Source organism: Calothrix sp. CCY 0018 (assembly GCF_963920925.1).
GTDB lineage: Bacteria > Cyanobacteriota > Cyanobacteriia > Cyanobacteriales > Nostocaceae > Rivularia.
The window spans coordinates 16,597-29,074 of sequence record NZ_CAWUDI010000045.1 but is presented as its reverse complement, the minus strand read 5'-3'; the positions used below and the strand labels follow the sequence as shown (position 1 = coordinate 29,074).

Annotated in this window: 15 protein-coding genes; 11 read left to right on the top strand and 4 right to left on the bottom strand. The window is 37.6% G+C overall.

The window, feature by feature from the left end; genetic code table 11:
- The first annotated feature begins 70 nt into the window (after nucleotides 1–70).
- From ACM03V_RS26635 to ACM03V_RS26600, 8 genes are all read left to right on the top strand, one after another.
- Nucleotides 71–442 carry a helix-turn-helix domain-containing protein gene (locus ACM03V_RS26635; RefSeq protein WP_414623822.1) on the top strand — a complete coding sequence of 124 codons (372 nt, stop codon included), beginning with the start codon at nucleotides 71–73 and terminating at the stop codon, nucleotides 440–442.
- 203 nt (nucleotides 443–645) lie between these two features.
- Complete coding sequence (locus ACM03V_RS26630; RefSeq protein WP_414623821.1) at nucleotides 646–1,008, top strand: helix-turn-helix domain-containing protein; 363 nt, start codon at nucleotides 646–648, stop codon at nucleotides 1,006–1,008.
- A 56-nt stretch (nucleotides 1,009–1,064) separates the two neighbouring features.
- Entirely contained in the window at nucleotides 1,065–1,367 is a 303-nt protein-coding gene (locus ACM03V_RS26625) for a hypothetical protein (protein WP_414623820.1), read from the top strand.
- A gap of 248 nt (nucleotides 1,368–1,615) precedes the next feature.
- Nucleotides 1,616–2,218, top strand: a complete 603-nt coding sequence (locus ACM03V_RS26620; protein ID WP_414623819.1) for a hypothetical protein — start codon at nucleotides 1,616–1,618, stop codon at nucleotides 2,216–2,218.
- A 93-nt stretch (nucleotides 2,219–2,311) separates the two neighbouring features.
- A complete protein-coding gene (locus ACM03V_RS26615; RefSeq protein WP_414623818.1) occupies nucleotides 2,312–2,575 on the top strand; it encodes a hypothetical protein in 264 nt (87 codons plus the stop codon).
- A 131-nt stretch (nucleotides 2,576–2,706) separates the two neighbouring features.
- Nucleotides 2,707–3,207 (top strand): hypothetical protein, encoded by a 501-nt coding sequence (locus ACM03V_RS26610; RefSeq protein WP_414623817.1) that lies wholly within the window; start codon nucleotides 2,707–2,709, stop codon nucleotides 3,205–3,207.
- Nucleotides 3,208–3,362: 155 nt separating this feature from the next.
- On the top strand, nucleotides 3,363–3,965 hold the full coding sequence (locus ACM03V_RS26605) for a hypothetical protein (protein WP_414623816.1): 603 nt from the start codon (nucleotides 3,363–3,365) through the stop codon (nucleotides 3,963–3,965).
- Nucleotides 3,962–5,911, top strand: coding sequence for a tetratricopeptide repeat protein (locus ACM03V_RS26600; protein ID WP_414623815.1), 1,950 nt, complete (start codon nucleotides 3,962–3,964; stop codon nucleotides 5,909–5,911). Before ACM03V_RS26605 ends, ACM03V_RS26600 begins: the two co-directional genes overlap by 4 nt.
- A 399-nt stretch (nucleotides 5,912–6,310) precedes the next feature.
- Here the strand turns inward: ACM03V_RS26600 and ACM03V_RS26595 are convergent, their stop codons facing one another.
- From ACM03V_RS26595 to ACM03V_RS26585, 3 genes are all read right to left on the bottom strand, one after another.
- A complete protein-coding gene (locus ACM03V_RS26595; RefSeq protein ID WP_414623814.1) occupies nucleotides 6,311–6,460 on the bottom strand; it encodes a hypothetical protein in 150 nt (49 codons plus the stop codon).
- Between the two features lie 162 nt (nucleotides 6,461–6,622).
- Nucleotides 6,623–6,967, bottom strand: coding sequence for a CopG family transcriptional regulator (locus ACM03V_RS26590; RefSeq protein ID WP_414623813.1), 345 nt, complete (start codon nucleotides 6,965–6,967; stop codon nucleotides 6,623–6,625).
- A complete protein-coding gene (locus ACM03V_RS26585) occupies nucleotides 6,964–7,608 on the bottom strand; it encodes an AAA family ATPase (RefSeq protein WP_414623812.1) in 645 nt (214 codons plus the stop codon). Before ACM03V_RS26585 ends, ACM03V_RS26590 begins: the two co-directional genes overlap by 4 nt.
- A 711-nt stretch (nucleotides 7,609–8,319) precedes the next feature.
- Between ACM03V_RS26585 and ACM03V_RS26580 the strand changes: the two genes are divergently transcribed.
- Complete coding sequence (locus ACM03V_RS26580; protein ID WP_414623811.1) at nucleotides 8,320–8,862, top strand: carboxypeptidase-like regulatory domain-containing protein; 543 nt, start codon at nucleotides 8,320–8,322, stop codon at nucleotides 8,860–8,862.
- Between the two features lie 53 nt (nucleotides 8,863–8,915).
- Here ACM03V_RS26580 and ACM03V_RS26575 read toward each other — a convergent pair whose 3' ends face one another.
- On the bottom strand, nucleotides 8,916–9,113 hold the full coding sequence (locus ACM03V_RS26575; protein WP_414623810.1) for a hypothetical protein: 198 nt from the start codon (nucleotides 9,111–9,113) through the stop codon (nucleotides 8,916–8,918).
- 1,521 nt (nucleotides 9,114–10,634) lie between these two features.
- Between ACM03V_RS26575 and ACM03V_RS26570 the strand changes: the two genes are divergently transcribed.
- Together ACM03V_RS26570 and ACM03V_RS26565 are read left to right on the top strand one after the other, a co-directional pair.
- On the top strand, nucleotides 10,635–11,285 hold the full coding sequence (locus ACM03V_RS26570) for a hypothetical protein (protein ID WP_414623809.1): 651 nt from the start codon (nucleotides 10,635–10,637) through the stop codon (nucleotides 11,283–11,285).
- Between the two features lie 335 nt (nucleotides 11,286–11,620).
- Entirely contained in the window at nucleotides 11,621–12,457 is an 837-nt protein-coding gene (locus tag ACM03V_RS26565) for a hypothetical protein (protein WP_414623808.1), read from the top strand.
- The last annotated feature ends 21 nt before the right edge of the window (nucleotides 12,458–12,478 follow it).

Below are 12,478 nucleotides of genomic sequence, written 5' to 3'. Positions count from 1 at the left end.
CTTGTGCTTTTAATGTCTTAAAGGTTAATTTAATCATTAAATCTTATTTTAATTGAGATAGCAGTGAAAAATGCAAGAAATTGTTACACAGAAAACTGAAGCGCATCAACAGCTGTTCGATGAGATGATGAACCGTTTTAATATCTCAGCCAAGGAACTAGCTGAGACAGCAGGAATTTCTGAGGTTATGCTTTCTAGATTTCGGCGAGGTAAAGCCGATTTGGGGATGAGCAAATTTCTTGCAGTTTTTGCGGCTATCCCCGATGAAGCCAAAGAATGGTATGTTTCTCGCTTACTAGGTGTTAATCCTAAAGCTAGCTTGCGATCGCAAATTATAGCTGCATCTCCTCAAGAGAAGGCAGAGGTTTTTAACGCCCTTGCAATTTGGGTCGTCCAATCTCGTGAAAACAAAGATTCTAATTGTTTACCGCAGGCAGTGTAGTTAGGAACAAAGCCCGACGACGCAGGTTGCAACGAGGCAGCACGTTAATAATTTTTTAAGTTTTTATGTTTTACGTTGCATAATTTGTATAATCTCGCTTGCTTTGTAAAGATAAGATGAAAATGAAACAATTCATTTATAACCGAATTTTAACCAAAGACAAGCTAGAATAATTCCCTAATTAGCGAATTTAATACAACTTAATGAATTTTAACCAAGCTTTTGACATGACGCTAAAAAGATTTGAAATTAGTGCCAAACAGTTAGCCAAGCAATCTGGGGTAACTCCGCAGTCAATTAGCGAGTTTCGCCGGGGTAAAAAATCGATCCAAACTGATAGTTTAGAAAGACTTCTAGAATTTTTACCAATTGAAGCCAAAGTATATTTTTTTAATCTACTGCTAGGTGAAGGAGTTCTTATAGAACACTTAATCGCCAAAATGGATAACTTTCAAATGTCCGATATCGTAATGGCGATCGCGAACAAGCTTAAAACCAATCGTGAAGAAAGCGACGGTAATAATACGAATGAAGCTAGTATTAAAAAGACCATTATAATGTCTTAGTATAGGTTTAAATAAAACTTAACTATTCACAGGTATTAAATTAAGCTAGTCTGACAATGAAAGAGATTCATGTAGCTAAATTGGTAGAATGCGTAGAATTTGATGAATTTGCAAAGCGTATTGAGGAATTGCCCCTAGAACAGCGGATGGAAATAGCACAAAGAGCGATGGGTAGTAATCCCGGTGGAATTGTAATTATTGGCGGCAATAATATGATTTCTAACTCAAACGTTTTGCAACTCAATGGCACTGCTGAAGATATCAGCAAACAGATAAGCAATTTATCGCCAGAAGTTTTTGAAGAACTATTAAGGGCGATCGCGCTGGATATGAAAAGCAAAAATCAAAAACAAAACTAAACGTTTCTATCAGCAAGAATAAGCGGGTATCGTAATTCTTCTTAAAAGTTTTAGGCTTGTCGCTTCTTAACCTTTTTAACTTCAGACTTTGAACGAGCGGTTTTATCAGGTGACAACTCTACAACCCACATTTTTTTTAAACAAACTGGTTAACAAGTCTTATAGCAAGCAGCACAATTATCTTCACTCGTGCGAATAATTTGACTTTGTAGAATGGTAATAAGTAATTAAGCAATAGCTTTATAAATATGGGTAGAAAAGGTAAGTTAAAAGCAGCAAGACGTAAAAATTTAGTAGACCGTCAGTTTCAATTCCCCTACGGTGGTAATAATTGTAATATAAAATGTGTACGTCGTTTTACATTAGAAGACTTAGAATTTAAAAATTGGGAAGCAAGTTTGGTAGAAGATATCTTTGATGGCACTACTGATATTTGGATTGATTTTTCTAACAGCACCCCTGGAATACCCCTATATTTTATTAATTCGGGTAGGTTCGATGAAAAATTGACCGCTCCTCGGCAAGAAGCATGGAACGCAGTTGCAGCAAATCCCGAATTTCAACAAGATATAGTAGGCGATCGCGATAAAAATACTTTATGGTTCGGCATTACGCATAAAAATAGTAATACTGGCTTTTACGAATATACATTAGATGAAGCTTATGAAAATTTTATGGCTTGCGTACCTAAAAATGACTTGCTAGGACGAGAAATTGCTCATCTTTTAGCTGCATCTTTTTTTATTAGAAAAACCCATAAAGGCTCTAGAAGTTTGTTTTTTCTAATCGATTCCGAAGAAAAAGACGAAGTAACTAAACCATCTGGCGGCTCTATATTTTTTATGCGTTAAATAGTCTCCACCGGGGTTCGTGTAAAATAGGACACGTTGCAAAGTTTTATTAAATTACTTGCAAAAATATGCGTTATGTGAGTTAAAAGCACGATGGGGACATTCTACGACGGGCAAACCGATTCTTTACAGTCACAATTCCACAACAGCATCGAATGGAGCGTGCAGCATAACCGTATTATTGGGACTTGCTATGATACCCCACTATTTCGGCAGGTAGTACCAGATGCAATTATTGACGGTAAACCGCAAGATGCCGGTCGTTACGAAATGCATTCAACTATTACCAATCAAATTACTAAGCTTTCTTGGTATTGCCATTTGAGTGAGATTCATTTTCAGGTTATATCGCTATAACCCCGTATATCGGCGGCTACCCTACTAATGCAGCCTCTTCTTCTGTTTGATTAATGAACCAGTGTTCTAAGTGTATAGTTTAATCAGTATAATTGTGCTTAATTACAACCTTTTAATTAGTTGATTTTTCTATGCCAAATGAGCTTTTAAAAATTCTAGTGCCTGCATTTATTGGTGGGGCTTCTGGATATTTTATTAATCAATTACCGCCACTTAGAACGTTTCGTCGTAGCTGGTTGCTAGTGGTGGGCGTGGTAATTGAACTTGCTGTTTTGGGAGCAGTTTGGGCATGGTTATCTGGAGATATTGCCCAAACGTCAAATATCAGGGGACTATTGGAAAAAATTGCTGCTGCTTTATTCGGAGCTTTTTTAGTTAATATTTTGCAACTCATTTGGGGTCTTACCTGGAGTAGACAATCTATACAATCGACTTCCTCAGAATCTTCTACAGGTAAAGGGACTGTTGTCAAAGGGACAACTATGAAAGGGGATAAAAATAAAGTGCAAGTCAACAAAAACAATGCTTGGGTAGAAAATACAGAGATAGAAGGGAAGAAAAATGAGTTTTCTGTTACCGAAAATTCTCATAATCCTCCTTCTTCGCCACAAAATAATTCTTCAAATCCATGAGCATTGCTAATCGCACGCGGGAAGTTGAAATTTTCAAAAAGATAGTGCAGGGAGAGTGTACCAAACGAGTGTTATTAATAGAAGCTAAATCTGGTTATGGCAAAACTTGCCTACTATCCAGGTTTAAGCATACGTTACCGTCAAATATGTTATGTGTGCCAATTGATCTGAAATCAGCGCGAGAGCGAGGAATTCCTTACATTTTTTCTTGTGTCCGCAGCCGTTTAGGGCAGGAACGTTTTTCCAAATTAAACGCTGCACAGCAGCGATATCTCAGTTCAGGGGTAGAAGTCTCTGGCACAACGATGATTGGCAAAGATAACCAATTGAGCGTGGTTTTGTCAAATGTGGATAAAAGCACACGCAATTTTCGTTTGACTGAATTACACGAGACATTTTTTCAGGACTTGCGGACAATTTCCCAAAAGCTAGTGTTTTTGTTCGATTCTTACGAAAAAGCTACCTCTGAACTGGCAAACTGGCTAGGAGGTAAATTTTTAGCTGATGTTGTTGATACACACAAATTGATTGTAGTAATTGCCGGACAGCAGATTCCCAAACCGACAATTGAGTGGATGGATTTGCATCACTGTTGTTGTTTAGAAGGCATCTCGGATCGGGAAGCGTGGTACAAGTACAGCAAAGACAGTAAATTGCCCTTTAATCGAGATGAAGTGGGGATGGCGATGCAGATACTAAAAGGTCAACCTGCGGACATTGTGAAAACCTTAGAAGCACTGGCGAGAGAACAGCAGTGAATCAGGAGTTGTTGGGGAAGCTAGCAAAGGCGCAAACAGATGAGGAACGCTCTTGGATTGTAACAGAGAGTTTGCTCTCAACGCTTTCACCTGAGTTAGCTGCGGCTGCATGGACGGTGGTAGTGCCACACTGGTTTGATGCAGAAATTTTGGCAGCACTGCGCCCAGAATTGCAAGCTCAATCATCTGAACTTTATACAGAATTGCAAGCTTTACCTTTTGTGGAAGAGTTTGCTGATAGAGGACATAATATTCATGATTTGACGCGAAATTTAATGTTAAATCATCTGTGGCAAGAACATCGGGATGAATTTATTACCTTGTCGCAACGGGCAGCCGAGTATTTTTTTAGTACCAATGAACTTCAAACAGCAATAACTGATCGACCAGAAACTCAAATTGAACGGTTATATCACTTAATTGTAGTTGACCGAGAGTGGCAAGGTAGTGAGTTTTGGGATGTAGCAGAAAACTGGCATAATAATTTTCGTATTGCCGAACTAGAATCGCTGGTTGCCGTATTACTAGAACATATTGAAACAGAGCGAGTGACAATTTCAGCTAAGGCAGAAGTTTATTATTGGGCAGGCAAAACAAAATTTCGAGTTTATGAAGCATCAGCCGCCTTAAAATACTATGCAGCAGCATTAGAATCCTACCGTGAGATTGGCGATCGCTTCGGAGAAGCTAATACTTTAAGAGCCATTGGTGATGTCTGCCAGCTCTCCAGCAGCATGGATGACTTACAACAAGCTTTACAATCTTATGAAGCGGCATTAACGTTATACCACGATATTAGCATTAGCCAAGCTGCTTCCTTAGAAACTCTTTTAGGGGAAGCTAATACTTTACAGTCCATCGGCGATATCTTAAAGCACCTCGATAGTTATACGGAAGCTTTAGGATACTACGAAGCAGCATTAGTATCCTATCGGGACATTGGCGTTAGCCAAGCTCCCCTGTTAAAGTTTCGCTGGGAAGCAGATACCTTAAGAGCCATCGGCGATGTCTTGAAGTTTCTCAAACGTCGTAACGAAGCCTTGGAAAGATACAAAGTGGCATTGACGCTTTACCGTGAGATTGGTGATCGCTTCGGAGAAGCTAATACCTTAATAGCCATCGGTAATGCCTTGAAGTTCCTTAAAGGTAGTAACGAAGCCTTGGAAAGATACGAAGTGGCATTGACGCTTTACCGTGAGATTGGCAATCCTTTATGGGAAGCATATACCTTAAAAGCCATTGGCGATGTTTTGCAGTTCAACAAACGTAGTGATGAAGCAATGCAAAACTACGAACAATCTTTAGCACTTTACCGCAAGATTAGCTTTCCTCTTGGAGAAGCAAATGTCTTAAAAGCCATTGGCGATATTATCTTGAAGTTTTTTTACCGACGAAGTGCGGAAGCTTTAGAAAGATACGAAGCCGCATTGGTAATTTACCGTGAGATTGGCTATCGCCTAGAGGAAGCGCAAACCTTAAAAGCTATCGGTGATTTATTGTATACGCTCAAACGCCATACGGAAGCTTTAGAAAGATACGAAGCCGCATTGGTAATTTACCGTGAGATTGGCTATCGTTTATGGGAAGCAAAAACTTTAACAGGTATAGGTGATGTTTTACAGTCCCTCAAGCGCAGTGACGAAGCGATGCAAAAATACGAACAAGCTTTGGTATTGTTTCGTGAGGTCAGCGACTCCGATGGGGAAGGATATACTTTAAAAGGAATAGGTGATGTTTTACAGTCCCTCAAGCGCAGTGACGAAGCGATGCAAAAATACGAACAAGCTTTAGCACTCTATCGTGTGAATGGCTACCGCTTGGGGCAAGAAAGAACCCTAGAAGCTATGGCAAGATTAAATCTACAGCTTGGCAGATTTAAAGAAGAACTCGTTTGCCTGCTCAAACTAGTTTGGGTGAGAATATTTATGGCGTTTGAGCGTAATTGAACTAAAAATTAATTAAAGTATTATTTATGGAAACATAACAAGGCGATATTTCGTAAGAGTATCTATTGCCATTGCGGGAGATGCTAGGTAACGGTTAGATAATAAAATCCTGTACATTCTGTGTAAGCTTCATTCTACGAATTCAATATTACAAAATGTGCCAGATGCTATTCTTAGTTTTCTCTTACTTTTTAATGTACTACAATATTACATTAATAAACTGGCATATAGGCATTGAGCCGAGATATGTATTTTTTTTCTGCAAGATGGTCTGAAAGCCCCTATCTTATAGAGGTTTGAAAATTTGCTACATTGAAGTCAAAAAGTCGTTATTTATAACGAAAAATCAAGCCTTTTGAGGGCCGGACAGCGGGTTTTTACAGTCATCTCGGTGCAACGCTAGATGCGTTCAATTGCCCAATTATCCCGTGCGATCAGCCGCACGGCTGCGCCGAACGCGACTAGCGTTGCATCTAGGATACAAAGCACCACAAACATGGTTAGTAATATATTTCGACTTTTCAAAGCAGATAGATCGGGTTGGAGCATGGTTTCAGAAGCGATGTGTTAAGAATAAAATTAGAAAAGAAAATATCTTCTTTCAAATCAACTTTTCATCATTCTATTTTTCCATATAAAAAGGTGAAATTTCAGCAATTAACCTCCTCTACATACTCGATTGAGTAATTACTGCATTACTGCATTACTTAATTAATCATCCACTTCTTCCAGCGCTTCATCCAGCAAAAACCTTACAATCTCAGCCTTTTTCTTACCAGTAGAAGCAGCTAGCATAGACAATTTACGATGCATTGATTGGGGTAAATCTACAGTTAATCTTACAGTTGCTTCTTTAACGCTTTCTTGTTTTAGCTTAGACACAATTGATGATTTTTTGGTTTTAGCAGTTTTAGCAGCTGTAGTTTTTTTAGGTGGTTCCGGTTCTTCAATTACTTCTTCAACCTCACTAGTTACTGGTTGCGCTTCTTCTTTATTTTGACCGTAAACAAATTCACTTGCCAAACTATCATCGAGGGACTTACGTTTTTTAATCATTTGAGCATCCCTAGAATTTCTGTAAACAATTTTTCATACTCCCGCGCCGAGTCAGCAGCAGAACGTCCCGATAAGTCCCAAATTGTTGCAGCTTGACCAAACGTATCCGCGATCGCTTGCTTTTGATGAATCACAGTTTTTAACACCGTCACTTCCTTGGTTTTCGATAACAGTGCGATCGCCTCATCTTTAAGTTTTGTGCCTTTCACCGCACGGCTGATAAATATTGCGGCTTTGGGTTGCCCACCGCGAACAGATTGAGCTTGCTTAATTAACCGCACTGCATCGCTAGCCGATTGCAAATCTAAACCAGTCGGCTGACATGGGACTACTGCTAGATCGCTACGAAATAACATAGCCCTACTAGATTCAGCCAAACCCGCCGGACCATCTACAACTAAATAATCGCACTGCGCTGCTAGTTCGGGAATTTGTTCTAACAGTTCGTCGGGCGATCGCAATACCGTAAATGGTATTTTATTTTCTTCTATTGACTTTAACCACACAGAGCTACTACCTTGGGCATCGGCATCTATAAGCTGGACTGAATAACCTTTACTCGATAACCAATAGCTAAGATGCACAGCGGTTGTGGACTTTGAGCAGCCACCTTTTTGATTAATTAATGATATTACTGACATACTGCATTACTGCATCAATTACTGCATTGAGTAATTAAGCTGAAAGTTTGATTAATGCTTTATATACCAGATAATTGCAAGTATTACAATCATTAATTAATTACTTATTTACATACTGCATTACTGCATTACTTGAATGCGATCGCAGCGCCAGCACTTAAAAGGGCGATGCGGTTGATCGACCGCTGGGAGCGATCGCACATCTTTTTTATTCTTTGTTAAGAGTAAAATTTGAACTATGTAGTTTTATTAATAAGAATGTAATTTTCAGTAATAAGGTAGAATAATTACTGAGAATATTGCAGTTATGGAAGTAATATTTTTTGCACTTTAAAAAGCATAATGCTTTAAAATCGAGAGTTTTACGGTATCTAAAAGTGTTATCTATTAAGTTTTCCAAATTTTTTATAAATTCAGGAATTGTACTGATGACGCTTGTAGATAATGTAAAAGTTACCAGTTTGATACTTAAGTCATGATTGCCCCTATTTGCTTGGCTTCTAGTTAAAGAAAATGTTTTTTAATACGAAAGCAGTTTGTTGCATAAGTATTAAATTACTTGTCATATCTAACTACTGATATCACTTCATCCGAGCGCATTTATTTTTAAAATCATTTGCGTTGAGTTCTACTTTTATTTAAGTCTGGCTGTAAATCTTCAGCTAAAAAAACTACAATTCAAGCATTTTATCTTATTATATCGAGGCGAATATGACTAATAATACTTACAATACTTATACAGGACGTGTATTAGACAGTGAAAATAAAACTGTTGATAGTGCAAAGGTAACTCTCGAACTTGATGGTCAATCCTATATCGTTCACTCTGATAGCGAAGGATTTTATCAATTTAATGCCGATTTAAACGGAAATACTGTTTCAGCGCGTATGCGTGTAGAGGCAGAAGGATACCAAAAGTATAATAGAAATATTATGCTATCTCCTCAACATAATAAGATTGAAGAAATTCATCTTACTCTAGAACAAAAAAAATCAAAAAATTCTTTAGAAAAAACAGTAGGAATCGTAACGATAATTACAGCAGTAATTGGGACAACTATTGCAGTTGCTACTTATGTAGGTACTAATTCAACTGCACAAAACTGTGACCCTGCTTATCCAGATTTTTGTATATCTAAAGATTTACCCGATTTACAATGCTCGGACATTAAACAACGCAAATTCAAAGTCCTACCACCAGACCCCCACCGCTTTGATGGCGATGGTAACGGAATAGGTTGTGAGAAAAATTAAGGTAGTGCAGCGCGATCGCTGACATAATTAAGATAGCGATCGCCTACTGTTATCTATTCTTTGTCCTTATCATCCTCATCTTTCTTCATCATTCCCAAAATCAATGGGGTTAAAGCCGTCAAAATTGCTGGTAGTAATGCCAGGTAATGATATGGCGTTGGTTGAATTATTGGCGGAGTTGGAATATCAGTTGTAGCTGGAACGCCAATGTAGTTTTCAGACGAGATTTCTTGAGAATTATTTGATATCATAAGGTTAAGCAAAAAATTTGATAGTTCTGCCTTTACTGAGTGCAAATCAGTAAGTGCAGGTGAATCATTGACCCAGTAGTGAGTGCAAATCATTGCTGGGTTTTTCAATTAGCTCCGTTTCTTGAGCTTCAATAATGTAGTACAAATTTCAATTCAATTGTGACTGGTGGTTATCCACACAAGACACTATTAAAAGGATTTCATACTTTGCTTTCGCACACGTTTAAAATAGTCTAAACGTCTACAATTGCTTCGGTTAGATGTTTAGTTATAAAGTAAAAATAATATAACCACCCCGAAATTTAGTTGGATATCTAGCTATACTTTCTAATAAAGACCGCTTGATATTAACTACTTACTAATATACATTTTTTTTAAAAGAAAAAACTAAAAAATACTAAAATAACTACATCCTTCACAATTAATTCATATTATTTACATATTCTTCATAGTTTTTACATTTTACATATCGGTTTACAACAAAAAATATAATCTGTATCATATCTCGTGATATAAATATTAGCTTAAAATTATAAAAACTTTGTATCGCGATAATTTATTATCCTATCTATATCATTGATAGATGTATTGAGAATGTTATTTACTCATGTTAGTACATTTTTAATTAGCGATATGTCATTTAAAGTATGACGAATATGACATAGGATGCAAAAAAAATGCAGAGAATGTAAAAAAAATACAGAGAATGTGAAAAAAATGCAGAGGATGTAAAAAAAATACAGTAAATGTTTCTCTCTTATACTTGGTAATTGTAAATATAAAAATTTAAGTCACTTAAATTTCAATAAATTATTTTTTAATCCAGTTACCCTAAATTTACTGTAACTGTAGACTAAACTCAACAACGAGATTGAAACATCTAAACTTTGGTTAAAGAAATTTTTCCTTAACGAATAACTTTATTACGGTTTTACTAAAAAAGTAATCTCAGACGACAGAATATCTCGTTAAAGAAATTTTTCCCTAACGGATAGCTTTACTACGACCGCCATAAAAATCTATAAAATACTGGCTAAGGGTTTTAGCTTAATGCACTATCTATAGTGAAAGCGGTAAACGTTTACCATTGAGATGAAATATTGGTTAGGAGTCCTAACCGAAAGCATTACCAAATATTCAATACACAAACGCTACGAACACTTACAAATTTATTAAAAAAGTAAAGACTCTTTACAAATTGGGGAAAAACAACGCAAAAATCTAAAAACCACGGCAATTGCATTGTTCGTGTAAATTTAAACAGTCTATATTCTGATAGAAGCAACGTAAAAGTTTTTAATGGATTTTTTCAAATGCCAGTGGCATTCCTTCCGGTTGTGATTAGCAAGCTCTGACGTTAAAAATTAATCTGAGATTAAAAACTGACACTACACCCGAAACTCCAGATAATCACAGATTTTGACAATTAGCAGTGCTAATAGTCATATGTGACCGATCTAAATCACAACTCGTTACCATAATTGGTGGTAAAGTTGCCTGCGTGGTTATACTTAAATTATTATGTGGCGACGAATATTATCGTTTTTTGGTTGGTTGTGGGCTGGACTTTTCATACTAGTTGGGCTTACCAGTATTGTAGAAAATCCTGCGCTTGCTTTTACGTGCATCATTTGGGGATTAATCTTTTTGCCGCTATTGTTCCGATTTACTTCAAGTTATGGTTTGAGGTGGAATATAGGTGGAAGAATCTTGGCATTTTTTATAAGCATCGTTATTTTCGGAATGCTTTCACCAACAGAACCTCAAGCTATTCAACCTACACCATCGGTTAAAACTGCACCTACGAATGTTGAAACTGAATCTCCCGCACGTATTACAACTCCTCCTGCATTTACACCAACTGCTGAACCCGCTCCTACGCTTGAGCCAGATATTACGCCAGCACCTGAAATTATTAAAACCTCCGAACCAAAACCAGTTATCGAACCAGTACCTGAAGTTGTAAATACTCCCGAACCAGAACCACCACAAAATATTTCCAAACCAAACATCGCACCAGTACTTGACCCTAATGCACCAGTCCGAGCATCGATAAGTGGTAAATGCGATTGTCCTTACGATACAGATAGTCGGGGACGTAGTTGTGGTAAGCGTTCTGCTTATTCGCGCCCCAGTGGTGCATCTCCCGTTTGCTATATAAGCGATAGATGAAAACGATAGTGCAACGGTGTATCAGCAATAATTCCCCATTCGATCTATTATCAGCGCGATTGGCACAGCCGCACGAGCGATCTGCTTGCAGCAGCGCTTCGCTATCGCAACATAATTATTAGTTCTTAAACAATTTTGAGCATAATCAGCTAATACTTTATACTCAATATTAAATAATAAATTAAACTGATAAATACTTAAATTTTAATTAAATATATTTATATATTTATATAATAGTAAATAATTTGATTACCAGACAGATAAATAGTTAGCAGTACAGTCTGCCAGACAATCAGTAGTTGTACTGTACTAAATTCTGTAATGTATAGCAGACAATGAATATACAACCACAAATTAACTGGGATTTTATGGCAGACAAAGTAGAAAATAATGAATCATTATCGGCAGATAGTACGGTAGAAAACACAATTGTTACACCGGATAATCTGCACTCTTCTACTAAAATTACACCCGATAGTTTACCCGACAATAACCAAACTTTACCCGATAGTTCGTTGCAAAACTATAATGTTGTAGCAGACAGTATGCCAGACAATACGCCAGATGACAGTCAAAGTGTTGATAATTTTGCAAGAATTCCCATATCAGAATTTTTAAAAAAATATGGCATCGGTCGCGATCCGCTGTACAGTCGGATGCGGTATTTGCAGATTACAACCTACAAGATAAAGAACAAGGCTTATCTGGATGCAGAACAAGCAGAGCAGATGGACGGACTGCACGAACACATTAAGGCTACCGGACGGATGGAAGGCTATTTGATACCGGAACCATCAGGACCCGTAGCAGAAAAAACGCAGCCGACAGCAGTTGATGAAAATAAAGTTAATCAGCCTTCAGCAAATGCAATAACCGTATCCTCAGAGCAGACATTGAGCGTGACCGAGAATGAATCTATCGATGTACGCCAGCATGAAATATCGCAGATGAACGTGCTAAGCGAACAGATATTCAACAATGCTCAAAATAAAGCAGCGGGGATATTGATAGCTGAGAATGTTTTGGCGGAACAGTTTATCAACAATCCAGAGATGTTGTCCGATGAACTTAAAGCAAAGATTCAGCAATCTGCAAGGATACCTGAAGTTGACCCTTTAGAATACGCCAACGCGCTCGTGAACTTCGCCAAGCCTGGGGTGGTAGCAGCTTAAATTGGTCGGGGATCGTGTTGG